Consider the following 25,493-nt stretch of genomic DNA (forward strand, 5'->3'; position numbering starts at 1 on the left):
CCCCAGCCTGTGCCGGCGCCCGTGCCGGAGCCGCCTACGCCGACCGAAGCCGCGATGGCGCCGCCGCCCTTGCCGGCGCCATAGCCGCCGCTCGCCGTGGCATTGCCGCCAGTCCCGCCGCTGGCGTCAGGTGAACCGCCGGTTCCGCCGCCACCGCCGTTGCCAGTGCCGGCCGTCGCGCTGCCGTTGCTGGCGTTGCCTGCCGTGGCGCTGCCGTTATGCGCGCTGCCGCCTTTCCCGCCGGCGCCGCCCGCGCCGCCGCCGCCGCCGTTACCGCCCACGCCGCCGTAGCCGTAGCCGTTGCCGCCCTTGCCACCGCTTCCGCCGGCCGCGCTGCCCGAATTGGTCGCGTTGTTGCCAATGCCCCAGACCTGGACATTGCTCACGTACCCGTCGAGTTTGCTGATCGCGACGATCTTGGTACTGTTGTAGGAATCCTGATAGACGCTCGCGCCAGGCGAGACTTCATTTGCATTGGACCCGGTGGAGCTGGTCTGGCTTGAGCTGACCGCGTTGCTGAGCGTGTTCGATCCGTCATCCGCTTTCTGGCTGCACGTCGAACTGGCATTGCTGCTGCATGGATTCGCCATCGCGTAGCCGCTGCATCCCAAGGCGAGAAGCGCAGCGGACGCCAATAAAGTCTTACGCATGAAATCCTCCTGAAGTAACGAGGAACGGCTTGGCCGACCGCGCCAATCCGGGCGACATCACGCATCGACGATGCCACTCCTCCAAGCGGCCCGAATACAAAGAGACCGTGGGATTTTTCACGCGACATGGCCTGCCCCGAACGACGCCGGCACGCCACTCATGTTTCAACGCTGAAACGTGCCGATCGGCACGGTACCGTGGCATCCGTGAGGCGCAGAAGCCTTTCCCGTTTGCATTCAAGGGCTTGCCGATCAGGCCGGCGCGGGAACGGCACGTGCGCCATGTTTCATTTTTGAGATTGCCGTCGGGGCGCATTCGGGTATGCCTGTCGCGCCGGATATTCGATCTCGACCGCAAACGCACGCCTAGACAAGGACGTGCGGGAATTCATTCCGCCAAGGCGTTAAAAACCCGGATAAAGCGCCATTCGGAAATGTTTCGAATGTGATAGGGCGCCTTTTCTTCGGCGCCCGTCAGCGGCGAGCGCCGGCACGCGCGGATCGGGTGATCGACAGGTAGGAGGATTTCGGCCGGCAGACGCGAAGGAATGGCGACGTACGTCCCGCTGCGGTGCACCGCACGGAACCCATGGGCCGCCGGCAGTTCACTCGTGTACGAGTGCCCGCCGGCGGCCGCTCGAAAACGCACGCGGCGCCCCGCGCTTCGTTGCGTCGTCCTCGCGACGGCTCAATTCACGCTCGCGCTTCGCCACGAACCTTCTCACATACTCGTCCGCCGGACGAGACAGGATGTCGTCGCGGAAGGAGAACGCCATGACCACTCATCTTCGGCAACCCGGCCTGCCGCGGGGCCTCGTCGGACGGATTGTCGGCCGCATCATGCGCCGGCACAACCGGCCGGACAACGTATGGACGCTGTCGCTGCTCGCGATCGGCGACGGCGAGCAGGCACTCGAAGTCGGGTTCGGCCCCGGTGAGGCGATCAGGCTCGCCGCTGAAGCCGCACCATCCTGCCGCATCGCCGGCGTCGATCATTCCGCGACCATGCTGGCCGCCGCAAAGCAGCTGAATCGCGCGTTCATCGAGCAAGGCCGCGTACGGCTCTCGCTCGGCTCCGTCGACGCGCTTCCGTTCGCGGACGACGCGTTCGACAAGGCATTCTCGATCAACTGCATCTACTTCTGGCGCAATCCGGCGCTCGGCCTGGGTGAATTGCACCGCGTCGTCAGAAGCGGTGGCATCGTCGCGATCACCGTACGCGACATCGAGCGCGCGCCGTACGATGCGTACCGGCCCGACACGCTGGCTCGCCTCATGACCGACGCCGGCTTCGCGTCGATCACCATCCATCGCAACGGTGTACCGTCGCATCCGCTCGCTTGCGTGCTCGGCACGAAGTAGCGGCCGCACGTCGAAACCGGCGACGCTCGCCGCACACCGGCAAACATGGGGCTTCGGCGCTTGCCGGGGAGCGGCGGCCGGAATGCGGCCACGGGTCGGCAAGCCGCTTCGCGTTTCGCAGGGGGATTCCGGCTCGCAAGCGGATGGGCGAGCGCATGCGCGTCCGGCCCCATCACCGCAGGCGCGGCGCGCAGCCGCCATGCGACCGTCTTCGGATATGACGCGTCGCGGTCGGCGAACGGCAGGTCGATCCGCCCGCCTCCCGCATTGCCCCCCGTTTCCCGCCCGTCGTCGATTGTTGCCGGTCGAACAACATGATGTGTGCACGCCCGGTGCTTCCGCCTTTCATCCCCCTGACTACAATCCTTCTCACGCCCGGTTGAAAGGCGAGCGCAGCGAAACGCGCGAAATTCGTGGTCGTGCTCGTGAACCGCACCCTGCAATGCGACTTACCCCACTTGATAAATAGGACTATTGATGATGAGCGAAACCACCCGCAATGTTCAGCCGGTTGTCTCCAACCTCGGCAAGGCAGGTTCAGGCGAACTCGTGCCGTCCCGCTACGCCGTCCGCGTGGGTGACGTCGACGTCGTGCTGATCAGCGACGGCATCCTGCCGCTGCCGACCTCCACCATGTCCACCAACGTGAGCGAAGCGGACCGCAATGCCTGGTTCGACGGCCGCTTCCTGCAACGCGACATGTTCGACTGGGCGCTGAACATCGCGCTCGTGCGCAGCGGCGATCGCCTGATCCTGATCGACTCCGGCGTGGGCGACGGCTTCGAATACTTCACGCGCGCCGGGAAGACGGTGATGCGTCTGGAATCGGCCGGCATCGACTTGTCCGCGCTCACCGATATCGTGATTACCCATATGCACATGGATCACGTCGGCGGGCTGAACGTCGACGGCGTCAAGGCCAAGCTGCGCCCGGACGTGCGCATTCACGTGTCGGCCGCGGAAGTGGCGTTCTGGAAAAATCCGGACTTCAGCAAGACGGTGATGCCGGAAACGGTGCCCCCGGCCCTCCGCAAGGCGGCCGAGAAGTTCGTGGCGCTCTACGGTGAAAACATCGTCCAGTTCGACCAGACCGTGGAAGTCGCCGCAGGCGTGTCGGCGCGCGTGACGGGCGGGCACACGCCCGGGCACTGCGTCGTGGACATCGCATCGAACGGCGAGAAGCTGACGTTCGCGGGCGATGCGATCTTCGAAGTCAACTTCGATCATCCCGAATGGCAAAACGGCTTCGAGCACGATCCTGAAGCGGCTGTCGCCGTGCGTATCGCGCTGTTCAATGAAGCCGCCGAGACCGGCGCGATGCTGGCCGCCGCGCATGTCGCGTTTCCGTCCATCGGTCATATCGCAAAGAACGGCGACGGATTCCGATTCGTGCCGGTTCTGTGGGATTACTGATTACTGGTCACGGATCGGCGTTCGACGATCACGACGAAACCGCCGCGCGTCCACGAGACTTGCGGCGGTTTTTCGTGGACGATCGCGTGTCGTCGCCGTGGCGCCAGAAAAAAGCACGCCGCCTGTCGCGGCGTGCCGTGCTTCATGCTCCCGTCCCGGCTCCCCGCCCGAACGACCTCGTCAATTCACACTCGTGCGCTTCTCCACGAACCGCCGCACATAATCATCCGCCGGCCTGGACAGAATATCGTCCGGCGTCCCGACCTGCACGAGCGTGCCGTCACGCAAAATCGCGATCCGGTCACCGATGCGCAGCGCTTCATCGAGATCGTGCGTGATGAACACGATCGTCTTCGACAGCGTCGCCTGCAGCTCGAGCAACTGATCCTGCATCTCGGTACGGATCAGCGGATCGAGCGCGGAAAACGCCTCGTCCATCAGCAGCACATCGGTATCGGCCGCCAGCGCGCGCGCGAGCCCGACGCGCTGCCGCATCCCGCCCGACAGCTCGTCCGGATAGTGATCGCCATAGCCGTCGAGCCCGACCTTCGTCAGCCAGTTGCGCGCGGCCTCGGCCGCATCGTGCCGCTTCTCGCCGCGCGTGCGCAGCGCATACGCGGCGTTGTCGAGCACGGTCTGGTGCGGCAGCAGCCCGAAGTTCTGGAACACCATGCTGACCTTGAAACGGCGCAGCTCGCGCAGCCCGTGCGCGTCGAGCTTGATCACGTCGCTGCCGTCGATCACGATCTCGCCGGCCGTCGGCTCGATCAGCCGGTTGAAGTGCCGCACGAGCGTCGATTTCCCCGAACCCGACAGCCCCATGATCACGAAGATCTCGCCCGACTCGATGCCGAGGCTCACGTCGTTGAGCCCGACGTTGCAGCCCGTTTCGGCCAGCACCTCGGCCTTGCGCTTGCCCGAGCGCAGCAGGTCGAGCACGCGCGCATGCGCGGCCTGCGGCCCGAACAGCTTGTACACGTGTTTGACGTCGATGGTCGCCATGTCTGCCTCCGTTCCTATGCACGCGACGACTGCGTCGCCTGATTCGAATCGACGCCCGCCGACTGCGCCTTGCGCGGCAGCCGGTACGGCACGCGCGACGCGCCCTTCTGCCGGCGCTGCTGCGCGAGCCGCCGCCGTGCGCGGCGCTCCTGGCCGAAGCCCTGGCTGATCCGGTCGATCACGATCGCGAGAATCACGATCGCGAGGCCCGCCTGCGTGCCCTTGCCGACGTCGAGCGTCTGGATGCCCGCGAGCACGTCCTCGCCGAGCCCGCGCGAGCCGATCATCGACGCGATCACGACCATCGACAGCGCCATCATCGTCGTCTGGTTGATGCCGGCCATGATGCTCGGCCGTGCGAGCGGCAACTGCACGTTGACGAGCAATTGCCAGCGCGTCGTGCCGAATGCGCGCGCGGCTTCCGTCACGTCCGGATCGACCTGGCGGATGCCGAGATCGGTCAGGCGGATCAGCGGCGGCAGCGCATAGATGATCGTCGCGAGGATCGCGGGCACCTTGCCGAGGCCGAACAGCATCAGCACCGGGATCAGGTACACGAAGCTCGGCAATGTCTGCATCACGTCGAGCACCGGCAGCAGCATCCGGCGCAGCCAGGCGCTGCGCGACGCGAGGATGCCAACCGGCACGCCGATCGCGACCGACAGCACCGTCGCGACGAGCATCAGCGCGAGCGTCTGCATCAGCTTGTCCCACAGGCCGAAGCAGCCGATCGCGTAAAGCAGCAGCATGAAGAGCGCGCCGAGACCGATGCGGCGTGTCGCATTCCACGCGATCGCGCCGACGACCAGCAGCACGAGCCACGGCGGCGCCACGCGCAGTGCGCCTTCGAGCGGCACGAGCAGGTAGCGCAGCACCAGTACGCTGAAGTGATGGAAGCCGTCGCCGTATTGCGCGACGAACGTCTCGAGCGCGCTGTTCACCCAGTCGGCGATCGACAGGTGCAGAAAGAAGCCGTTCATTTGATTCTCCGTCGCGCCGCGAAGGCGCGTGACGGCGGCGGCGGACGCGGGCCCGCCGCCGCGCGCAGGTTACGCGCCCTTCAGGCTGCCGGCGATCTTCTGCGCGACGTCGGCCGGCACCCACTGCTTCCACATGTCCTGGCGGGTCTTCAGGAACTGCGTGGCCATCGCCGCGCCGTCGATCTTCTTCGTCGTCATCTCGAGGATCGTCTGGTTCAGGAAGTCCATCGGGAAGCGCACCTTGCCGAACACACCGACGAGATCGGGGTTCGCATCGGCGAACGGCTTCGACACGCCGACCGTCAACCGCGACACCATGTACGACGACGCGCACTGGTGCGTGCTGCTCTCGTCGCGCAACGTCTTCCAGCATGCTTCGTTATATGCCGGCATCTTCAGCGCGGTGAACTTGTATTTCGCCATCAGCGCCGCCGGGCCCCAGTAATAGAACACGATCGGCGCGCCGCGCTGGTACGCGGACGCGATCGCCGCGTCGAGCGCCGCGCCGGTGCCCGGGTGGAAGTTCGTATACGACTGGTCGAGCTTCAGCACGCGCAGCAGGCGCGTGTTCACGCGCTCGCAGTCCCAGCCCGTCGGGCAGTTCAGGAAGCGGCCCTTGTCCGGCTCCTCCTCGTCGGCGAACACCTGCTTGTACTTCGGCAGATCGTCGACCGACACGAGCCCGGGCGCGACCGGCTTGATGTTGCGCGCCGGATCGCCCTTCACCACGTAGTCGGGCACGAACCAGCCTTCCGTCGTGCCGCCCGGCAGCGTGTCGCCGATCAGCTTCACGGCGCCCGACGAGACGGCCTTCGCGGTGATCTCGCTGCGGCCCGTCCACTGCTCGGCCCAGATCTGCAGGTCGTTGCGCGCGAGCGCCGTTTCGGTGGCGGCCGTGCTGCCCGGCACGACGTCCGTCTTGCAGCCGTAGCCCTTCTCCATGATCTGCCGCAGCACTTCGGTCGCGAACGACCCGCTTTCCCATGTGATGCCCGCGAAATGGACCGTCTTGCCGTCGGTGCACGCGCCGCCGGCCGCGTGGGCGGCAGGCGCGGACAGGATCGCCGCGGCGGCGAGAAGGACCGTTTTCAGTCGTCGAATCTGCATGGTGGGTCGTCTCCAAATCGAATCTGTTGTTTGTGCGTCGCGGCATGCGCGGCGACCGGGAATCGTGGACGCATCCACGTCCGGTCAGCCTGCATGTTTCAGCCGCCAATTTGTTTAGGGAAACGAGTAATTCCGATCATTGCAATCGGCAGCGTCAATCGATCCTCGGGCGCCCTGTCAGGCCCGCCGGACGGGCCTCGCGGCCGATTTTCCGAGCCTGTGCAGGGCGCCGCGCGGGCGGCGACGCGATCTCGCGCGGCGCTTGCCCGGCCGGCCTCGAACCGCCCGGCCGCGCCCCCGTTTCGACTGTCGAAACGACCTGCCGCGACCCCATTGGCGAACCCGATCCCATCCATCGAAATTACTCGCTTTCGATTCCTGTTCGGCTTGGGAAGAATGCGCGGTGTCATCGGAGGAGACACGACCCGACGCTGCCGGTTGCCGCGCCGCAGCGCGTTGCGCGACCCGGCGCCGCGCGCGCTGCATCGGGTCGCCCCGGATGACGGGGCGCGCCTCGCCGGACGCGCTCACGACAACCGATACCAGCTGGATATCCCGGAGATCTCAATGAAAAAGACCCTGACGGCACTCGCCGTAACGGCAACCTTCGCGGCCCCCGTGTTCGCGCAAAGCAGCGTCACGCTGTACGGCGTGATCGACGAAGGCCTGAACTACACGAACAACGTCGGCACCGGCCACGTCTACGAAATGGCGAGCGGCTACGCGCAGGGCAGCCGCTGGGGCCTGAAGGGCAGCGAGGATCTCGGCGGCGGCATGAAGGCGATCTTCCAGCTCGAAAACGGCTTCGACGTGAACAGCGGCCGGCTCAACCAGGGCGGCCGCATGTTCGGCCGCCAGGCGTACGTCGGCCTGAGCCAGACGCAGTACGGCACGCTGACGTTCGGCCGCCAGTACGACTCCGTCGTCGACTATCTCGCGCCGACCACGGCCAACGGCAACTGGGGCGGCTACCTGCTCGCGCACCCGTTCGACAACGACAATACCGACAACTCGTTCCGCCTCGACAACACGGTGAAGTACGCGAGCCCGAACTTCGGCGGCTTCCAGTTCGGCGGCGCATACAGCTTCAGCAACAGCACGAACTTCTCGGACAACCGCGCGTACAGCTTCGGCGCGCAGTACCAGAACAACGGCCTGCTGATCGGCGCCGCGTACCTGCAGGCGAACCGCCCGGGCGACGGCTCGGCCGGCGCGATCACCGCGAACGATGCGAGCTACATCGCCGAGCGCATGCGCGTGTTCGGCGCGGGCATCAACTACACGTTCGGCCAGGCGACGGTCGGCTTCGCGTACACGAACTCGAACTACAAGAACCCGACCGGCAACGGCTACCTCGGCACGCCGGGCGCGATCATCGCCCCGGGCGCGACGGTCAGCGCGATCAAGTACCAGAACTTCGAGGTGAACGGCTCGTACCAGGTCACGCCAGCGTTCATGGTCGGCGCGCAGTACGTGCTGTCGCTCGAGAAGTACGACGCATCGACCGGCAACGCGAAGCCGAAGATCCATTCGGCCGGGCTGATGGCCGACTACAACCTGTCGAAGCGCACCGACGTGTACGTGCAGGCCGCGTACCAGCACATCGCCGGCGACAAGACGAACTCGATCCTCGACAACGCGTTCATCCCCGGCACCGACGCGCCGTCGTCGACGTCGAACCAGGTGGCCGTGCGCGTCGCGCTGCGCCACAAGTTCTGATGTAACCCGGTTCTCCGTTCTTCACGCGACACCCGCGCGGGTCTGCCCGAGGTGTCTTTGCCCGCCCGCAAGCGCCAGCCTGCCGGCGGGCTTTTTCGTGGGCGCCATCACGCGTGGCCCGCCGATGTTGCCGGAATCGGCAAAAAGCGCCCGCTCGTCCCGTCAACCGTGACAGGTCAACGGGCGGCCATCCGCCGATACACTGTAGGCCTCCGCGACGGCCGCCATCCCCACGATCCTCGATGCCGGCCGTCGCCTTCATTGCGCCCGGCCTGCCGCCTTCCGCCCGCACCGCGCGCTTGCCGCCCATCCCCGAGGAGTGTCACTTGAAGCACTGGCGCCGCGCGCTGTTCACCTTCGCGGCCGGCCTCCTGGCCGCCGCGTCTTCCCATGCCCGTCCGATCTGCACCGTCGTCGCCGATGCCGCCACCGGCCAGGTGCTCGTGCAGCAAGGCGACTGCGCGACCCGCGTGACGCCGGCGTCGACGTTCAAGGTCGCCATCAGCCTGATGGGCTTCGATGCGGGCGTGTTGAAAGACGAGCACACACCGACGCTCGACTTCCACGCCGGCTACCCCGACTGGGGCGGCGCGCCATGGCGCGAGCCGACCGATCCGGCGCGCTGGATGAAGCTGTCGATCTTCTGGTACTCGCAGCAGGTCACCCAGGCGCTCGGGCAGACGCGCTTCCAGCAGTACACGACCGCATTCGGCTACGGCAACGCGGACGCGACCAGTCCGACCGGCGAACTGAACGGCGTGATGGGGGCATGGGTCAACGCGTCGCTGCGCATCTCGCCGCTCGAACAGGTCGGCTTCATGCGCAAGATCGCGAACCGGACGCTGCCCGTCAGCGCGCACGCGTACGACATGACCGAGCGCATCACGCTGATCGACACGCAGCCCGACGGCTGGATCGTGCATGGCAAGACGGGCACCGGGTCGCCGGGGCGCCAGTACGACGCGTCGCACGCATACGGCTGGTTCGTCGGCTGGGCGGCCAAGGGGCCGCGCAAGGTCGCGTTCGCGTACCTGATCCAGGACGACAAGCGGCAGACGCCGAATGCCGGCCTGCGCGCACGCGATACGTTCCTGGCGACGCTTCCTGCCCTCGCCGAACCGGGCAAGCCGCAATGAGCACCGGCCCGCGCAACGCGCGGATCGACCTGCTGCGCGGCGTATCGATCGTGCTCGTGCTGCTGCACCACTTCAACATCCCCTACTCGCTGCGCGACACGTCGCTCGCACGCGCAATCGGCTGGGACACGGTGCATGCGATCGCGCGCAACGGCAACTACGGCGTGACGATGTTCTTCGTGATCTCCGGCTACCTGATCACGTCGAATGCGCGCCGCCGCTGGGGCAGCCTCGGCGCGGTCGACGTGCGTGCGTTCTACGTGTCGCGTATCGCGCGCATCGTCCCGTGCCTGCTCCTGCTGCTCGCGCTCGTCAACGGCCTCGCGGCGGCCGGCGTGCCGATCTTCCAGAACCATGCGCCGGAAGGCGTCGCCGTGTCGTTCTGGCTCGTGAATCTCGCGTCGCTGACTTTCTGGATGAACGTGCTGATCGGTGCGTACGGGTGGGTCAATTACGCACTCGGCGTGCTGTGGTCGCTGTCGGTCGAAGAGGTGTTCTACCTGTCGTTTCCGCTGCTGTGCATCGCGTTGCGCCGCGATGCGCGGCTCGTCGCGTTCTGGGTGGTCGTCGCCGCGATCGGGCCCGTGTACCGCTTCACGCATGCCGGTGATGAAGGCGGGTTCCTCTATGCGTACTTCGCGTCGTTCGACGGGATCGCGATCGGTTGCTGCACCGCGCTGCTGGCCGAGCGCTTGAACGGGCAGCGGCTGGCCGCGCCACTCGTGCAGTGGCTCGTCGCGGCGGCGATGGCCGCGCTTTATCTGGCCTGGCCGATCGCGGAAAGCCACGTCGCCGGCGTCACCGCGATGGCGCTCGGCACGGCCGTGCTGCTGATCGGCGCGCACGTCAACGGCGAGCGCGTGCAGGGCCGCCTGCTTGCGCCGCTGGGCCGCGCCGGCAAGCTGAGCTACGAGTTGTACCTGTTCCACCTGATCGTGCTCGGCGGGCTGCGCACGTTCTGGCCGCCGTCGGCCACGCACGGCGACGCGAAGCTGGTCTTGCTGATTGCGTATCTGGTGTTGTCGGCGGCGCTGAGCGCGGCGATCGCGCGCGGCTATGCGACACCGCTCGACCGCTTCATCAAGCGGGTCGCGTCGCGGCCCTCAGCGCGCGTGCCGGACGGCGCGCGCTTCTAGCGTGTCATCGGCCATCGCTGCCGGGTCGCCGGGAGAAGAAGAAAAAATCGGCCAGGGCCCGGCCGTATCGCTTGACGAAACCGGCCGGCCTGACCGCAAGCCCCGCGTACAGACGATCGACATCGTCGATCAGTCGAGATAATCCGCGTATTCCTTGCGCGTATAGCTGGCGAGCGTCTGCCACGGCACCGTCTCGCGCCGCGCGGCCGGCACCGGTGTCAGCGTCAGCTTGCGCACGACGCGACCATCGGCGCTCCGGTATTCGACCGACAGCGGCGCCTGCAGCGTCTCGCTCCACAGGATCCGGTTCACGCCGCGCGCGCCGGGCGTATCGACCGCCTGCTCGTACCAGCGGGTGCCGGGCACGTCGCCGCGCTTCGCCACCGCGAGCCGCTTCAACTGCGATGGCGGCGTGACGTAGTACGCGTTGTCCCACGAGCCGTCGAAGCCCGTGGTTTCATACTCGGCCGGCGGCACGCTGACGACCGTCCGGTTCGCCGTGTCCACGTACTCGATGCGCGCCGTCTTGCCGTCGTACGTCACGTGCCGCGCCGCCGCCTGGAAGTTGAAATGCTTGTGGCCCGCATGGGCGGCATGGGCAGAGGCCGGCTGCACGCCGGCACGTTGCGGCGTCTCGCGCGAACCACCCGCGTCGTGGTCATGATCATGGTCGTGATCGTCGCCGTGACCGCCCGCCGCCGCGACGGGCAGCGCGCGTTCGACCCACACGTGAGCGTCGCGCCGCACCATCCGTTCGCGATACATCGTCGTGCGCGTCACGCCATCGGCCGACACCGTGCGGCTCTCGTGCACCAGCACCGCGTCGAGATCGGCCGCTGCAAGGGCCGGCAGCGCAACCCACCCGCAAGCGAGCGCGCAGAGAAGCTGACGTTTCATCGGGCGTTCCCGTTCCTCATGCAGTCAACGGATTCAGAAACCGAACGCCGAGCGCACGAGACCGAACACCTTCGTGTTGTCGATCGTGCCCTTGAACGCCTTCGCGTCCGCGCCGTCGGCGAACAGCATCACGTCGCCGCCACCGTGCGTCTCCGAGCCCGCGCTGCCCATCCGCACACCGACTTCCTGCAGATACGCCTCGTTCGTCGCGGTGGCCGAATCGACCGACGCGCGCACGTTCGGCCGGTTCGCGCCGTTGCCGAACACCAGCGTCGTGTAGGTGTTGCCGTCGGCGTCCTTGCTCGGCTGGCCGTCGCGATAGTTGCGGCTGATGTCGAGAATCGGGTTGCCGCGCTTCGAATAGCCGTTGATCGTCATCGTGTGGTCGTGGTCGGCCGTCACGACGATCAGCGTGTTCGACAGGTCGACCTTCGACAGCGCGACGCGGATCGCTTCATCAAACGCCGCCGTGTCTTCCAGCGCGCGCTTCGCGTTGGTGCCGTGCAGCGCGTGATCGATCCGGCCGCCTTCGACCATCAGGAAATAGCCGTTCGAATTCTTCGACAGCACGTCGATCGCCTTCGACGTCATCTCGGCGAGGCTCGGCTGCGTCGGCCCTTCGCCCTTGCCCGCGACGCGGTCGAGTTCGTACTCGAGATGGCTCGTCGAGCTGAAGAGGCCGACCAGCTTGCCGTTGCCGGCCTGCGCGAGCTGATCCCGGGTCGCGACGACCGTGTAGCCCTTCGCCTTCATCTCGTTGAGCAGGTTGCGGCCGTCCGCGCGGCCGCGCTTGTTCGCCACCGGATCGAACGGCGTCCAGTGGTTGCGGCCGCCGCCCATCAGCACGTCGACGCCGTCGCCGAGCGCCGCGTTGTAGCCCGCGCCGCCCGGCGCCGCCTGCGCGGCGATGTCGTACTGCGCATCGCGATGGCAGATGTGCGAATAGGTCGCGGCGGGCGTCGCATGCGTGAGTTCGGTCGTCGTGATCGCGCCCACCGCCTTGCCGCGCGCCTTCGCCAGCTCCAGCAGCGTCGCGACCGGCTGGCCGTTGCCCGGCGCGCAGTTGTTGACGGTCTTGTTGCCGTTCGCGTCGCTGCCCGGTGCGACCGCGCGCGTGTCCGACGACATCGACAGCACTTCGTTGTTCATCTTCACGCCGGTCATGTACGCGGCCATCGACGGTGCGCTGTCGGTCGTCTGCGCGTCGTTCGAGAAGGTCTTGACGCGCGCGGTGCGGGCCAGCTTCTCCATCGTCAGTTGTCCCGACTCACCGACCTTGTAGATCCGGCTCGCCGTCACGGTCGTCGGCCCCATGCCGTCGCCGAGAAAGAAAATCACGTTCTTCGCCTGGCCGGCGGCCTGCGCCGCGCCGCATGCGAAACCCGCGACGGCCAGCGCCGCCGCGATGCACTTGATGGTCGACATCCTGTATTCCCCTGTACCCGTATGGTCGGCGCTCACAGCTGCACCGCGTTGCGCACCAGCTCGAAGACCTTGTTGTTCTCGATCACGCCGTGGAACGCATCCGCGCCGCGGCCGATCGCACCCAGGAACACATCGGTGCCGCCATGCGTCTCGCTGCCCTTGTCCATGCGCACGACCGCCTCCTGGCGATAGTCGTCGGCGCCCGTCACCGCGTCGGTGAGCGCCGTGCCCGCGCGGCTGCCCTGCACGCGGTTCTCGCCGTTGCCGAAGCCGATGATCGTGTACGGCGCGCCGTCCGCGTCCTTCGCGACCGAGCCGGTCTGGTAGCTGCGCAGCACGCCGAGCACGCCGGGTTTGCCCGCCTCGGTCTTGCCGGTACGCGCCGCATAGCCGTTCAGCACCAGCGTGTGGTCGTGGTCGGCCGTGACGACGATCAGCGTGTTCTTCAGGTCGGGATCGGTCTTGCGCACCTTGTCGATCGTGGCCTTGATCGCGTTGTCGAACGCGACCGTGTCCTGCAGCGCGCGCTTCGCATTGGTATCGTGCAGCGCGTGGTCGATCCGGCCGCCTTCGACCATCAGGAAATAGCCGTTCGGATTCTTTTGCAGCACGTCGAGCGCGCGTGTCGCCATGTCGGTGAGGCTCGGCTCCTTGGTCGCGCCGCGATCGAGGTCGTAGCTCATGTGGCTCGACGAGAACAGGCCGACCAGCTTGCCGCCCTTCGTCGCGTCGGCGGCCAGCAGGTCGTCGCGGTTCTGCGCGACTGCATAACCCTTCGCCTTCAGTTCGTTGACCAGGTTGCGGCCGTCGGTGCGCTTGCCGCCGCCGTCCTTCGGCACGAAGAATTGCGTGCCGCCGCCGAGCACGACGTCGACGCCGTCGCCCAGCGCGCCGTTGTAGCCCGCGCCGCCCGGCACGAGCTGCGCGGCGATGTCGTTCTCGGCGTCGCGATGGCACACGTGCGCATACGTCGCCGCGGGCGTCGCATGCGTGACGCGCGTGGTCGTCACGACACCCGTAGCCAGCCCCTTCGCCTTCGCGATCTCGAGCAGCGTCGTCGCCGATTTGCCGTTGTTCGCACCGCAGTTGCCGGTGAGGCTCGCGGTCGGCTCGATCGCCTTCGTATCGGGCGACATCGAGATCACTTCGTTGTTGGTCTTGACGCCGGTCATGTACGCCGACATCGACGGCGCGCTGTCCGTCACCTGCGCATCATTGGAATAGGTCTTCACGAACGCGGTTTCGGGCAGCGTGTCGATCGTGAGCGCGCCGTCTTCACCGACTGCATAGATGCGCGCGGCCGTCAGCGTCGTGATCCCCATGCCGTCGCCGAGGAAAAAGATCACGTTGCGCGCCGCCGCCTGCACGGGGCCGGGCGCCGTGCTGGTCGGGCCGTCGTCGCTGCCGCATCCGGCCAGTGCAAAGGCGCCGGCACATAGCAGCGCCGCCAGTTTGATTCGATTCATGTCGCCGGTTCCCCCCGCCATTGATGCTTTCGAAATGAAAGGCGATGGTAGGAACCTGATGTGACGGCAATGTGAAGGGTGATTGGAAGGATTCGAAGGACTTATGAAAGACGAAGGCGAGGCGCCCCGGTCGAGCGCCCCGCGTGAAGCGGCGTCATTCCGCGTGTTCGGCGGTGACGCTGCGCACGGTCACGATGCGCGCAGGCGGTATGTTTGCCCACACGATCCGGCTACCGCAGGCAACAAATGCCGAGTCGCCGAGCGGATGACGGCCGGGGGGCCGCAGGTCGTAAGTGAACTGAATCATCACGCCGTCGGCGGACAGCACGCGATGGCACTGATCGACGATCGCCGTCACGTCCTGACGCGGCAGCGTGCGCAGCGGCAGGCACGACACGATCGCGTCGACCGTCGCGCCCGGCGGCAGCAGCCGCTCGAGCTGCCGCGCGTCGCCCGACACGATCGAGATGCCCGGAAAGCGTCGCCGCAGATGCTGGACAAACGCCGGCGAACGTTCGACCACGACGAGGCGCCGTGGCGCGACGCCGCGTTCGAGCAAGGCCGCGGTAATCGCGCCGGTGCCACCGCCGAGTTCGACGACCAGCCCGTCGCCGGCCGGCACCGCGTCGGCCATCTCGCGCGCCAGCTGCCGCGAACTCGGGCACAACGCGCCCACCGCGGCCGGACGGCCGACCCACTCGCGCACGAACAGTGCCGAGACACGCCACGCGTTCGGCCACATCATCGGCGGGCCTCCGGCGCTTGCGCGGTCAGCGGCGGCGTGCCGATGACCGCGCGGAACTGGGCTACGGCGATACGGGTAGGGTTCATGCGCATCCTCCTGGGCGAATCGGTCCGTCGCTGTACACGCGACGGTCAATCGATTCTAGGAAACGCAAACTTAAGCTGACGTGAAGATTGACCCTGATTTGCCTGACCAATTCGTGCCGGATCAGCTGGCGCGCGCCCGGTCAGCGGTCGATGCGCTGCTGGAAATGCGCCGGATAACGCTCGCCGACGATCCGGATCTGCTGCAGTGCAGTATCGATCGCGGCGAGATCGTCGGCCGTCAATACGACGGCGGCCGCGCCCACGTTCTCGTCGAGCCGGTGCAGCTTCGTCGTGCCAGGAATTGGCACGATCCACGGCTGGCGGGCCAGCAACCAGGCCAGCGCGATCTGCGCGCGCGTCGCGCCCTTGTCGGTCGCGATCCGGCCGAGCAGGTCGACGAGGCCCGCGTTCGCCTTGCGGTTCTCCTCCGAGAAGCGCGGCACGACATTGCGGAAATCGTTCTCCGCGAACGTCGTGTTCGCATCGATCGCGCCGGTCAGGAAACCTTTGCCGAGCGGACTGAACGGCACGAAGCCGATCCCGAGTTCCTCGAGCGTCGGCAGGATCCGCGCCTCCGGCTCGCGCCACCACAGCGAATACTCGCTTTGCAGCGCGGCGACCGGCTGCACCGCATGCGCGCGGCGAATCGTCTGCTCACCGGCTTCCGACAGCCCGAAGTGCGCGACCTTGCCCTCGCGGATCAGGTCCCTGACCGTGCCGGCCACGTCCTCGATCGGCACGTTCGGATCGACGCGATGCTGGTAGAACAGGTCGATGCGATCGACCTTCAGCCGCTTCAGCGCCGCGTCGGCCACGTCGCGGATATGCGACGGCCGGCTGTCGACACCCTTCATCGGCTGGCCGTCCTCGAAACCGAACTTGGTGGCGATCACGACCTGGTCGCGAAATGGCGCGACCGCCTCGCCGACCAGTTCCTCGTTGACGAACGGGCCATACGCTTCCGCCGTGTCGAAGAACGTCACGCCGCGCTCGAACGCGGCGCGGATCAACGCGATGCCGCTCGCCTTGTCGATGGCGGGGCCGTAGGCGTAACTCAATCCCATGCAGCCGAGCCCAATTGCCGAGACTTCGAGACCGCTCTTACCAAGCATGCGCTTTTGCATGACGCTCTCCTGCTGAAAGTGAAAAGGTTCGACGGGATGCCGAGGAAGCCAGTGTAGGTTGATGGATACGGCTCAACAATCGGCGTACCCTTGCATGGGTTACTGAGGAAAATTCACAAATGCTCCGCACCGGCATCGGCGAACTGACGACCTTCATCACGATCGCGGAGCAGCGCAGCTTCAGCGGCGCGGCCCGCATCCTGGGCGTATCGCCGTCGGCGCTGAGCCACGCGGTCCGCCACCTCGAAGCGCGGCTCGGCGTGCGCCTCTTCAACCGCACCACGCGCTCCGTCGCGCTGACGGAGGCCGGCGAGCAGTTGCTGCTGCGCGTGCGGCCCGCGGTGGCCGATCTCGAAGATGCATTGAACGACGCGGCCACCGCCCGCAACCGCCCGTCCGGCCAGATCCGGATCAGCGCGTCGGAAGCGGCGGCGCGCCCGCTGATCCGGCATGTGCTGCCCGCATTCGTCGCCCGCTATCCGGACATCCACGTCGAGTTCGTCACCGATTCGCGGCTGATCGACATCGTCGAGCACGGCTTCGATGCCGGCATCCGGGTGCACGAAGACGTGCCGCGCGACATGATCGCCGTGAAGTTCGGCGACACGATCCATTTCGTCGCGGTGGCGTCGCCCGACTACCTGTCACGGCACGCGCCGCCGGAGCAACCGCAGGATCTCGTGGAGCATCGGTGCATCCGCTACCGGTTCGAAAGCGGCGCACTCTATCGATGGGACCTGATCCGCAAGGGCAAGCGCGTCAGTGTGGATGTCGACGGGCCGATGACGCTCGGCAACCAGGGGCTGATGATCGAGGCCGCACTGGCCGGTATCGGCATCGCGTGGGTGACGGAATCGCGCGTGGCCGATCACGTCGCCGCCGGGCGGCTCGTGCAGGTCCTGCCGGAATGGGGCCAGGATTTCGGCGCGCCGTGCCTCTACTATCCGGCGAACCGGCATCCGCCGGCGGCGCTGCGGCTGTTCGTCGAGGCCGTGCGCGAGTGGGTGGCGGCCGGGCGCGAAGCGGCACCGGACTGAGCGCACGCGCTCGCTTGCTGGCACGTCATCGCGGCCGATGCCGCGCCACGCGGCACACGGCACCTGCCCCGCACGCTTAACGCGTTGCGCGCATCAGGATATTCGCGAACGGCAAGCCCTCATCGTCCTCGTCGCGCCGCGAAATGTCCTCGAAGCCGAGCCGCGCGTAAAACGCATGGGCATCGCGATTGTCGGCGTACACCTCCAGATCGAGCACGCCCTTGAGCGCGAGCGCATGCTCGACCAGCGCGCGGCCGATCCCATGGCCGTGCAACGCCGGTGCGACGAACAATCCGCCGATTGAACCATCGAGCAGACCGATGAAGCCGACCGGTTCGCCTGCCCGGCACGCGACCCAGGTTTCCGCCTGGGGTAGATACACCGCTTCGATCAGCTTGCGCTGCTCGCGCAGCCGCGCCTCGCCGAGAAACGGATGCACGAGCAGCGATGCATCGAACCAGATGGCCGACAGCGTGTGCAGGTCGGATGCCTCGTAGGCGCGAATCTCGATTGCCATGTTTTCGTGTTGTTCAATTGTCCTGCGGGGACGAATGCACCCCGAGGCGTTCGTCGAGGCGTTCGTCGAGGCGTTCGTCGAGGTGTTCGTCGAGGTGTTCGTCGAGGTGTTCGTCGAGGTGTTCGTCGAGGTGTTCGTCGAGGTGTTCGTCGAGACGGTACACCGCGCGCGCTGCCCGAAGCAGCGCGGCGCGGCGCCGTTTCACCGCAGGTTGGTTCGGGCAAGCTCGACGATCTCGTCGCCGCGTCCGCTGAGGATCGCGCGCAGCATGAACAGGCTGAAGCCCTTCGCGTGCGCGAGTTCGATCTTCGGCGGCATCGCGAGCTCGTACTTCGACGTGACGACGTCGACGACCGCCGGCCCGTCATGCGCGAACGCCATGCGCAGCGCTTCTTCGACGTTCTCCGAATGCTCGACGCGCACACTGAAGATCCCCGCGCCCTTCGCGATCGCCGCGAAGTCGGTCGGGCTCAGGTCGACGTTCGTGTCGAGATAGCCGGCCGCCTTCAGCTCCATTGACACGAAGCCGAGCAGGCTGTTGTTGTACACGACGATCTTGATCGGCAGCTTGAGCTGCCGCGCTGTAAGCAGATCGCCGAGCAGCATCGACAGCCCGCCGTCGCCGGACAGCGACACCACCTGCCGCCCCGGGTGCGCGCCCTGCGCGCCGAGCGCCTGCGGCATCGCATTCGCCATCGAGCCATGATTGAACGAGCCGTGCAGCTGCCGCTTGCCGTTCATCGTCAGGTAACGCGCGGCCCATAGCGTCGGCGTGCCGACGTCGGCCGTGAAGATCGCGTCTTCCGCCGCGACTTCGTCGACGATCTTCGTCAGATATTGCGGATGGATCGCGCGGCCCGGCGGCTCGGCCACCGCGAGGTCGTCGAGCCCCTTGCGCGCCGCCGCGTAGTGCTTCAGCGCGTTCTCGAGGAAACGCCGCTGCGTCTTGCGCGTGAGGCGCGGCAGCAACGCCGCGATCGTTTCCTTCACGGTGCCGACGAGGCCGAGCGCCAGTGGCGCGCGATGGCCGAGCTGCGAGCCCTTCCAGTCGATTTGCGCGACCTTCGCGTTCGACGGATAGAACGGCCGGTATGGGAAATCCGTGCCGAGCATCAGCAGCGTGTCGCACGATTCCATCGCGTGATAGCCCGAGCTGAAGCCGATCAGCCCCGTCATCCCAACGTCGAACGGGTTGTCCCATTCGACGAACTGCTTGCCGCGCAGCGCATGCACGACCGGCGCGCCGAGCGTGTCGGCCAGCGCGACCACTTCATCGTGCGCGCCTTGCGTGCCGCTGCCGCACAGCAGCGTGACCGCGTCGGACCCGTTGAGCAGCGCCGCGAGCCGGTCGAGATCGGCATCGGCCGGCAGGATCGACGGCGGCGCCGATTCGCTCCACGCGGGCAGTTCTTCCGGACCGTCGCCGAGCGCGATGTCGCCCGGCAGCACGATCACCGCGACGCCGCGCTCATCGATCGCGGTGCGCATCGCGCGCGCCAGCACGCGCGGGAACTGCGACGCGTTCGTCACGAGTTCCGCGAAGTGGCTGCATTCGCGGAACAGCTCCTGCGGATGGGTTTCCTGGAAGTAGCCGAGGCCGATCTCGGTCGACGGAATGTGCGCGGCGATCGCGAGCACCGGCTGGTGATTGCGGTGGCAGTCGTAGAGGCCGTTGATCAGGTGCAGGTTGCCGGGGCCGCAGCTGCCCGCGCACACCGCGAGCCGCCCGGTCGACGCCGCATCCGCGCCGGCCGCGAACGCGGCGCTTTCCTCGTGACGCGTGTGCATCCAGCGGATCGAGCCGATCTGGCTCAGGCTGAACGACAGGCCGTTCAGGCTGTCGCCCGTCACGCCCCAGATGCGCTCGACGCCTGCTGCCGCCAGCGTCTTCGCCAGGTATTCCGCCATCGTCTGTCTTGCCATGATGTCCTCGCTCGTTGATGGGTCGTCACATGCATGAACCGGCTCCGGCGGCCTGCTCGCGCCGCCGACGGGACGAGCATACGCGATCGGTTCGCGCCGCGTCGTGAAGGTGCGACGCACGTGCGCGCGTTTCGTTCAGTGCCTGTCGACTGCGTCGGGAAACTGTCGCGGCTTCGTCGGCAAACTGACGGGTTGGCGCGGTTGCCCGGCGCCGGTCCGGCGCGCATTCGCCGAATACGCGGGCTTACAGCGGCAACGCATGCGTCGACAGAATCTCCTTGAGCACCATGAACGAGCGCACCTGCCGCACACCGGGCAGGTACAGCAACTGCTCGGCATGCAGCCGGTTGAAGCTCTCGTTGTCGCGCGTGCGTACCAGCATGAAATAGTCGAATTCCCCGGTCACGACGTGACATTCGACACATCCCGACACCTTCTGCGCGGCCTTCTCGAACGCGGCGAACGCTTCGGGCGTCGAGCGGTCCAGCACGAAGCCGATAACGACCAGCATCCCCGCGCCGAGCGGCTTCGGGTCGAGCAACGCCACGATGCCGCGGATCAACCCCATTTCCTTCAACCGCTCGACGCGCCGCAGGCACGCCGGCGCGCTCAGCTTCACCTTCGCCGCGAGGCTCACGTTGGAGATCGACGCGTCCTGCTGCAGTTGCCGCAGGATCGCGCGGTCGATGCGATCGAGCGCCGGTGCGGCGTCGGCCGGCGATGCGCTGCCTCGATCTAATTTCATTGCGTCATTCTCCCGATCAACGAATCAAAATTGCCCAAGACGTTTCCGTATCGTCGATACCGTAGGCCGCCGCCACTTATTTCGCAAGCTCATTTCTCGTCCTTCTGCCTATCATTTTTCTCGTCGGAACACGGCCTGCCGGCCGCGCCCGAACGATCCGATTTCCCGCCCCGTCCACTGCCTTCCGGAGCCCGCCGATGAACCTGCAACGTTTCCCCCGTTATCCGCTCACGTTCGGCCCGACGCCGATCCAGCCGCTCAAGCGCCTGAGCGAGCACCTCGGCGGCAAGGTCGAGTTGTATGCGAAGCGCGAGGACTGCAACAGCGGCCTCGCGTTCGGCGGCAACAAGACGCGCAAGCTCGAATACCTCGTCCCCGACGCGCTCGAGCAGGGCGCGGATACGCTCGTGTCGATCGGCGGCGTGCAGTCGAACCAGACACGCCAGGTCGCGGCCGTCGCCGCGCACCTCGGGATGAAATGCGTGCTCGTGCAGGAGCACTGGGTCAACTATGACGATCCGGTTTATGACCGCGTCGGCAACATCCAGCTGTCGCGCATGATGGGCGCGGACGTGCGGCTTGTGTCGGATGGTTTCGACATCGGCATTCGCCGCAGTTGGGAAGAAGCGATGGAAAGCGTGCGGCAGGCGGGCGGCAAGCCTTACCCGATTCCGGCCGGTTGCTCCGAGCATCCGCTCGGCGGGCTCGGCTTCGTCGGGTTCGCGGAAGAAGTGCGCGCGCAGGAGGCACAACTCGGCTTCAAGTTCGATTACATCGTCGTGTGCTCGGTGACGGGCAGCACGCAGGCGGGGATGGTCGTCGGCTTCGCGGCCGACGGGCGCGCCGATCGCGTGATCGGGATCGACGCGTCGGCCACGCCCGAGCGCACGCATGAGCAGATCTCGCGCATTGCGCGGCATACGGCCGAGCTCGTGGATCTGGGCCGGCCGATCACCGCAGCGGACGTGGTGCTCGACACCCGCTACGCCGGCCCCGAATACGGGCTGCCGAACGACGGCACGCTCGAAGCGATTCGCCTGTGTGCGCGGCTCGAAGGCATGCTGACCGATCCCGTCTACGAAGGGAAATCGATGCACGGGATGATCGACAAGGTGCGGCTCGGGGAATTCGAGCCGGGGTCGAAGGTGCTGTATGCGCATCTCGGCGGGGTGCCGGCGTTGAGCGCGTATAGCGGGATTTTTCGAGAGGGTTGATTCGCGGTCGATGCGGGCGGGCGCATGCGCGACATGCGCCGCTTGGCCCGCCTCCGCCCGATCGTCTAGCGCAACAGCTTCATCTCGATGTCGCTGTAACATCGTCCGCTCGGTCGGCTCGATGTCTTCTGCACGGTCCGATCGATGGACATCCGTTCCGTCGGATGAATGCCTTCCTGACCTACGTGGTCAACCGATACAGCGAGCGTGCGACAGCAATGACGCTACTGTGCATCGACCTGTCCTTTTCGCCTTAACAACCGCGACGCATACGCGAAAGCCAGCATTGCCAGGAAACGGCTGTTGGTCGACAGATAGCGCTTCCACATGCGCCCCGGCTCCTGGATCACGCGGTAAGCCCACTCCAGGCCGCTGCGCTGCATCCACATCGGCGCCCGCTTCACCTTCCCTGCCACAACGTCGAACGTGCCGCCGACGCCCATCACGAAATCGACGCCCAGTTGCGCCTGCCAGCGATTGATGAAATTCTCCTTGCGCGGCGAGGTGATCGCGACAAACAGCAAGCGGGCCCCCGACGCACGAATACGCTCAACCACCGCGCGCTCGTCATCCCAGAAGTAGCCGTGATGAACACCGGCGATCCGCAATCGCGGGTACTTCTCCGCGACAACGACCGACGCCCGCTGAACCACCGGATTCGTGCCGCCGAGCATGAAGATCGGCCAACCCTCCTGCTGTGCCATCTCAAGCAGACTGTCGAACAGGTCGACGCCCGCGACGCGCTCCGGGATCGGAAAGCCGAGCGCTCGTGCGCCCCATACCACGCCCATCCCGTCGATGTTGACGATATCGCACGCGCGAACGGAAGCGGCAAGCTCCCGGTCTGTCTGCATGTTGACGATCTTGGCGACGTTGACGACGACGTGCTGGGTAAACTGCCCGTGTGCGATACGGCTGCGGATCGTCTCCACCGTCTCCGATACGGTGACAACGTCCATCGGACATCCAAACAGTTCGATTTTTTTCATGCCGGATTTCACTCACAGACTGGACGGAGCGTGGGGTTCGAAGCCATCTGGCTGACTATTTGCAAGCAAGCCGATCGAATAAAACGCCCATGCCTGTGTCCATCTCAGGTAGTCGACGCGATTAACGAACCGCGCGGTTTTCTGATACGCAAATCGTCGCTCTTCGGGCAGATACAGCGTCTGCATCGCACGTGCGTACACGCGCCTCGCCAACGTCCGGTCGTCCTGCGTGCCGGAAACCGTCAGGAGCGTGATCAACGCCTGCGCGACCGAGTGCATGTCGATCGGCCAAACATTCGTGTCATAGTATTTGACGGTTCCGTCGGCAAGAAAGAACGTATTCCGGTAGTACTCCAGCCCGCGGCCGATCGCATCGGAGAAGCAATGCGTATTCGCGGAGCGCTGAAGCAACCGCAGTGCCTCGAGGTTGTATCCGGTATGAAATCCGTCGACGAAACCATGATGGCTTCGCAGCCCGTAGGCCCAGGCACCATCGTCACGCTGCATCGAAACACTAAGTTCCGCGGCATTCAGCGCGCGCTCGCGCATGGAGGCTGAACCGGTGCGACGGGCTGCCTCGGCGACGAGCGCTGCGACCCACAGGCTGGCGTTATGCACGAACGCGGTCTCGCCCGGAATGTATGCGTAGTAACCGGCCCCCTCGTAAGGCATGTAAAGCGAATCGAGGAAGTAACCGGCATCTACAGCCGCGTCGACGAATCTCGCTTCACCGGTCGCTTCGCCAAGCGCATGGAGCGCGCGTGCCGCATAGCAAGTCGTGATCGCATTCGGCGTGCCGACCGGTACAAAGAATGCGCGTGCCGCCCAAGCGAAGTGATATCCCCAAGCACTGTGTTGCCATCGCGCCCGATCGACGCGCTGGTCCAGCAACCAATCGCCAAGTTCGCACGCTTCTACGAGACTTTGCTCGTCTCCGATGCGCTTCTCGCGCTCCAGCAGGCCCAGAACCATCAACGCGATTCCCTTTGGATTGCGCATTCGCGGCACGCCGACGAGCCCGCGCAGATTGATCGGACTGCGCTTATGAAACTGCAGCCACGCGATGCTCGCAAGCGGCACGCACGACAACCCGGCGTAGCGGAACAGGCGGCTGTTCAGACCGTCGAACGGATCGTATCCGGCGTAATCGTAGCGCTTGCAATGATCGAGCAATGCGTCGGCGACGGCCGCGGGGTCTCGATATTCTTTCATCGTCCCTCCTCTTTCATGCCGACCGACACCTCGCCAAAGTAAAGCGTGACGGCGTCGATATCCGACGGCGATTTCAACCAATCGGGCGTGTACACACCGAATTTCAGATACGCATACATGTCGCCTGGATAAGCATTCGGTCGGCCGCTTCCATCGAACACACTTACGCCGTCCTTCCACAAATGCGTCACGGCCTGACGGCCACTCGCATCAGGCGCTTTCTGGAACCCTGGATCACCAATGCCCGTTCGCCAGTCACTCCAGTAAATATGACGATAGGAATCCTTGCGAATGTCGGATTCGTGGCCGATCGCCGGAACGGTCAGAACGATCAAGGCCACGCTGGCCAGCATCACGACTTGGTGGGCAAGCATGCCCACGCCTTTCTTCCCATCAAGCATGTCCTGCGATACCCTGATAACAATCGACATACTGAGTCGTCACGACTTCGACAGCATAAAGACGACAGGCGCGATCCCGGCCAGCCGCCCCCATTCGCTTCCCGCGTTCCACATCACACAAAAGATCGCGAAGACTGTCGGCTAGTGCGCTCGCATCGTCTGGGTCGACAAGGTAGCCGGATACACCGTCTTCAACCAAATCGCACAGGCCGCCCACCCGGCTGGCCACGATTGGAACACCGAAGAACATCGCTTCCAGCGCCGCGATACCAAACGCCTCGAACTGGCTCGGCAGGCAAAAAACAGAGGCCCCGCGGAGGAGTTGCGACTTGCCGGCCTCGTCGAGCCAACCGGCAAAATGAACGCGATCGGCCACGCCAAGCTCGACGGCACAGGCGCGCCAGCGCTCTGCATCTCCCTCGCCGGCCAGCCGCAGATGGACATTGCATCCGCGTTTCACCAGCTGCGCGAGGGCTTCGATCAATATGCCTGCGCCCTTCTGCTGCGACAGCCGTCCCACGAACGCGATATAAGGATGTGATGCATCAGGCTCGCGAACTCGCGGTCGCAGCGCATCACGCTGTGCGGCACCGGCCGTATTGGCGATCACCCTGGCATCGTCTGCTTCCACCCGGAATCGGTTCAGGATCGCAGCGCCGGATTCGGAAACGCCGATTGCCGCATCGGCATGTCCCACAAACCGACGAATCGACGCGCGCGTCAATCTGCCCGACAGCGACGCGAACCGTCCGAAATTGCCGGAATGCAAATGGAACACCACCCGTTTTCGCATGAGCGTTGCAAGCAACGACAACACCCACTTGCGATAGAAGGAGCCGCGCTCGGACACATGGAAATGGACCACGTCGGTTGCACGGGCGCACATCACGAAACGCGGGAGGTCCAGCCCGACGAATCGTATGGCGCTGCCGATCCGCCGAAACCCATGCGTTTCAAAGAATGCAAGGCGAATTCCGTGTTCGGCGAAACGCTCGCGTTGTTCCGCCAGTTCACCGAGAACCGAAGCGATGCCGCCGCGCTGCCCGCGACCGGGCCCGACGTGCAATACCGAAATGAATGCGGCCGCGGAGTCACCGACAGGGCTGCGCTTTTCAACGGTCATATACGTCCCTTTGCGCGCGGGCATTGCGTATGTCGCGCCGGATTATCGCGGCGATCAGCGCGAGATACGGTCGGGTGACGGCAG

Annotated in this window: 24 protein-coding genes and 1 pseudogene; 8 read left to right on the plus strand and 17 right to left on the minus strand. The window is 65.9% G+C overall.

From position 1 onward, the window contains the following. Positions 1-650: pseudogene (locus F3J15_RS06905) on the minus strand (hypothetical protein); the annotation flags it as partial. Between the two features lie 29 nt (positions 651-679). Here F3J15_RS06905 and F3J15_RS06910 point away from each other — a divergent pair. The 3 genes from F3J15_RS06910 to F3J15_RS06920 all read left to right on the plus strand — a co-directional run bounded on the left by F3J15_RS06910 (position 680) and on the right by F3J15_RS06920 (position 3,425). Further along, positions 680-1,099 carry a hypothetical protein gene (locus F3J15_RS06910; RefSeq protein ID WP_166889131.1) on the plus strand — a complete coding sequence of 140 codons (420 nt, stop codon included), beginning with the start codon at positions 680-682 and terminating at the stop codon, positions 1,097-1,099. 325 nt (positions 1,100-1,424) lie between these two features. After that, positions 1,425-2,012 (plus strand): methyltransferase domain-containing protein, encoded by a 588-nt coding sequence (locus F3J15_RS06915; protein WP_166889134.1) that lies wholly within the window; start codon positions 1,425-1,427, stop codon positions 2,010-2,012. A 480-nt stretch (positions 2,013-2,492) separates the two neighbouring features. After that, entirely contained in the window at positions 2,493-3,425 is a 933-nt protein-coding gene (locus tag F3J15_RS06920) for an MBL fold metallo-hydrolase (protein WP_166889137.1), read from the plus strand. A gap of 180 nt (positions 3,426-3,605) precedes the next feature. Here F3J15_RS06920 and F3J15_RS06925 read toward each other — a convergent pair whose 3' ends face one another. From F3J15_RS06925 to F3J15_RS06935, 3 genes are all read right to left on the minus strand, one after another. Beyond that, the gene (locus F3J15_RS06925) at positions 3,606-4,427 is read right to left on the minus strand and encodes a betaine/proline/choline family ABC transporter ATP-binding protein (protein ID WP_069250605.1); all 822 of its coding nucleotides are present in this window, start codon (positions 4,425-4,427) and stop codon (positions 3,606-3,608) included. A gap of 14 nt (positions 4,428-4,441) precedes the next feature. Continuing rightward, on the minus strand, positions 4,442-5,407 hold the full coding sequence (locus F3J15_RS06930; RefSeq protein WP_089457454.1) for a proline/glycine betaine ABC transporter permease: 966 nt from the start codon (positions 5,405-5,407) through the stop codon (positions 4,442-4,444). A 69-nt stretch (positions 5,408-5,476) separates the two neighbouring features. Continuing rightward, positions 5,477-6,514, minus strand: a complete 1,038-nt coding sequence (locus tag F3J15_RS06935) for an ABC transporter substrate-binding protein (protein WP_069250603.1) — start codon at positions 6,512-6,514, stop codon at positions 5,477-5,479. 567 nt (positions 6,515-7,081) lie between these two features. Here F3J15_RS06935 and F3J15_RS06940 point away from each other — a divergent pair. The 3 genes from F3J15_RS06940 (at position 7,082) to F3J15_RS06950 (ending at position 10,505) form a co-directional block, all read left to right on the plus strand. Continuing rightward, on the plus strand, positions 7,082-8,233 hold the full coding sequence (locus F3J15_RS06940; protein WP_089486661.1) for a porin: 1,152 nt from the start codon (positions 7,082-7,084) through the stop codon (positions 8,231-8,233). 326 nt (positions 8,234-8,559) lie between these two features. Continuing rightward, positions 8,560-9,369: an OXA-1043 family class D beta-lactamase gene (blaOXA, locus tag F3J15_RS06945; protein WP_166889141.1), complete on the plus strand. Its 810-nt coding sequence runs from the start codon at positions 8,560-8,562 to the stop codon at positions 9,367-9,369. After that, on the plus strand, positions 9,366-10,505 hold the full coding sequence (locus tag F3J15_RS06950) for an acyltransferase (RefSeq protein WP_166889144.1): 1,140 nt from the start codon (positions 9,366-9,368) through the stop codon (positions 10,503-10,505). The genes blaOXA and F3J15_RS06950 overlap by 4 nt, the downstream gene beginning before the upstream one ends. Before the next feature lie 129 nt (positions 10,506-10,634). Here the strand turns inward: F3J15_RS06950 and F3J15_RS06955 are convergent, their stop codons facing one another. From F3J15_RS06955 to F3J15_RS06975, 5 genes are all read right to left on the minus strand, one after another. After that, positions 10,635-11,402: a hypothetical protein gene (locus F3J15_RS06955; RefSeq protein WP_166889148.1), complete on the minus strand. Its 768-nt coding sequence runs from the start codon at positions 11,400-11,402 to the stop codon at positions 10,635-10,637. Between the two features lie 33 nt (positions 11,403-11,435). Beyond that, a complete protein-coding gene (locus F3J15_RS06960; protein WP_166889152.1) occupies positions 11,436-12,827 on the minus strand; it encodes an alkaline phosphatase in 1,392 nt (463 codons plus the stop codon). A 32-nt stretch (positions 12,828-12,859) separates the two neighbouring features. Then, on the minus strand, positions 12,860-14,293 hold the full coding sequence (locus F3J15_RS06965; RefSeq protein ID WP_166889154.1) for an alkaline phosphatase: 1,434 nt from the start codon (positions 14,291-14,293) through the stop codon (positions 12,860-12,862). Positions 14,294-14,447: 154 nt separating this feature from the next. Then, a complete protein-coding gene (locus F3J15_RS06970; protein ID WP_166889157.1) occupies positions 14,448-15,038 on the minus strand; it encodes a methyltransferase domain-containing protein in 591 nt (196 codons plus the stop codon). 226 nt (positions 15,039-15,264) lie between these two features. Then, entirely contained in the window at positions 15,265-16,248 is a 984-nt protein-coding gene (locus F3J15_RS06975) for an aldo/keto reductase (protein ID WP_166889160.1), read from the minus strand. A gap of 119 nt (positions 16,249-16,367) precedes the next feature. Between F3J15_RS06975 and F3J15_RS06980 the strand changes: the two genes are divergently transcribed. Beyond that, the gene (locus F3J15_RS06980; protein WP_166889163.1) at positions 16,368-17,285 is read left to right on the plus strand and encodes a LysR family transcriptional regulator; all 918 of its coding nucleotides are present in this window, start codon (positions 16,368-16,370) and stop codon (positions 17,283-17,285) included. Positions 17,286-17,361: 76 nt separating this feature from the next. Here F3J15_RS06980 and F3J15_RS06985 read toward each other — a convergent pair whose 3' ends face one another. The 4 genes from F3J15_RS06985 to F3J15_RS07000 all read right to left on the minus strand — a co-directional run bounded on the left by F3J15_RS06985 (position 17,362) and on the right by F3J15_RS07000 (position 20,470). Further along, the gene (locus tag F3J15_RS06985; protein WP_166889166.1) at positions 17,362-17,802 is read right to left on the minus strand and encodes a GNAT family N-acetyltransferase; all 441 of its coding nucleotides are present in this window, start codon (positions 17,800-17,802) and stop codon (positions 17,362-17,364) included. A gap of 13 nt (positions 17,803-17,815) precedes the next feature. Beyond that, positions 17,816-18,007: a hypothetical protein gene (locus tag F3J15_RS06990; RefSeq protein WP_166889169.1), complete on the minus strand. Its 192-nt coding sequence runs from the start codon at positions 18,005-18,007 to the stop codon at positions 17,816-17,818. Beyond that, positions 18,004-19,725, minus strand: a complete 1,722-nt coding sequence (poxB, locus tag F3J15_RS06995) for a ubiquinone-dependent pyruvate dehydrogenase (RefSeq protein ID WP_166889172.1) — start codon at positions 19,723-19,725, stop codon at positions 18,004-18,006. Before poxB ends, F3J15_RS06990 begins: the two co-directional genes overlap by 4 nt. A gap of 244 nt (positions 19,726-19,969) precedes the next feature. Continuing rightward, positions 19,970-20,470: an Lrp/AsnC family transcriptional regulator gene (locus F3J15_RS07000; RefSeq protein ID WP_011660086.1), complete on the minus strand. Its 501-nt coding sequence runs from the start codon at positions 20,468-20,470 to the stop codon at positions 19,970-19,972. A gap of 197 nt (positions 20,471-20,667) precedes the next feature. Here F3J15_RS07000 and F3J15_RS07005 point away from each other — a divergent pair, with 197 nt between their 5' ends. Next, positions 20,668-21,684: a 1-aminocyclopropane-1-carboxylate deaminase gene (locus tag F3J15_RS07005; RefSeq protein ID WP_166889175.1), complete on the plus strand. Its 1,017-nt coding sequence runs from the start codon at positions 20,668-20,670 to the stop codon at positions 21,682-21,684. A 224-nt stretch (positions 21,685-21,908) separates the two neighbouring features. On the opposite strand, the gene F3J15_RS07010 is transcribed toward F3J15_RS07005, so the two are convergent. The 4 genes from F3J15_RS07010 to F3J15_RS07025 are packed head-to-tail and all read right to left on the minus strand — an operon-like array spanning position 21,909 to position 25,409. After that, a complete protein-coding gene (locus tag F3J15_RS07010; protein WP_166889178.1) occupies positions 21,909-22,673 on the minus strand; it encodes a WecB/TagA/CpsF family glycosyltransferase in 765 nt (254 codons plus the stop codon). A 12-nt stretch (positions 22,674-22,685) separates the two neighbouring features. Continuing rightward, positions 22,686-23,885, minus strand: a complete 1,200-nt coding sequence (locus tag F3J15_RS07015; RefSeq protein ID WP_166889181.1) for an aspartate-semialdehyde dehydrogenase — start codon at positions 23,883-23,885, stop codon at positions 22,686-22,688. Further along, a complete protein-coding gene (locus F3J15_RS07020; protein ID WP_166889184.1) occupies positions 23,882-24,316 on the minus strand; it encodes a hypothetical protein in 435 nt (144 codons plus the stop codon). Before F3J15_RS07020 ends, F3J15_RS07015 begins: the two co-directional genes overlap by 4 nt. Further along, complete coding sequence (locus tag F3J15_RS07025; protein ID WP_166889186.1) at positions 24,279-25,409, minus strand: glycosyltransferase family 4 protein; 1,131 nt, start codon at positions 25,407-25,409, stop codon at positions 24,279-24,281. The genes F3J15_RS07020 and F3J15_RS07025 overlap by 38 nt, the downstream gene beginning before the upstream one ends. Between the last annotated feature and the right edge of the window lie 84 nt (positions 25,410-25,493).

This window comes from Burkholderia sp. Ap-955 (assembly GCF_011753045.1).
GTDB classification, from domain to species: Bacteria; Pseudomonadota; Gammaproteobacteria; order Burkholderiales; family Burkholderiaceae; genus Burkholderia; species Burkholderia lata_D.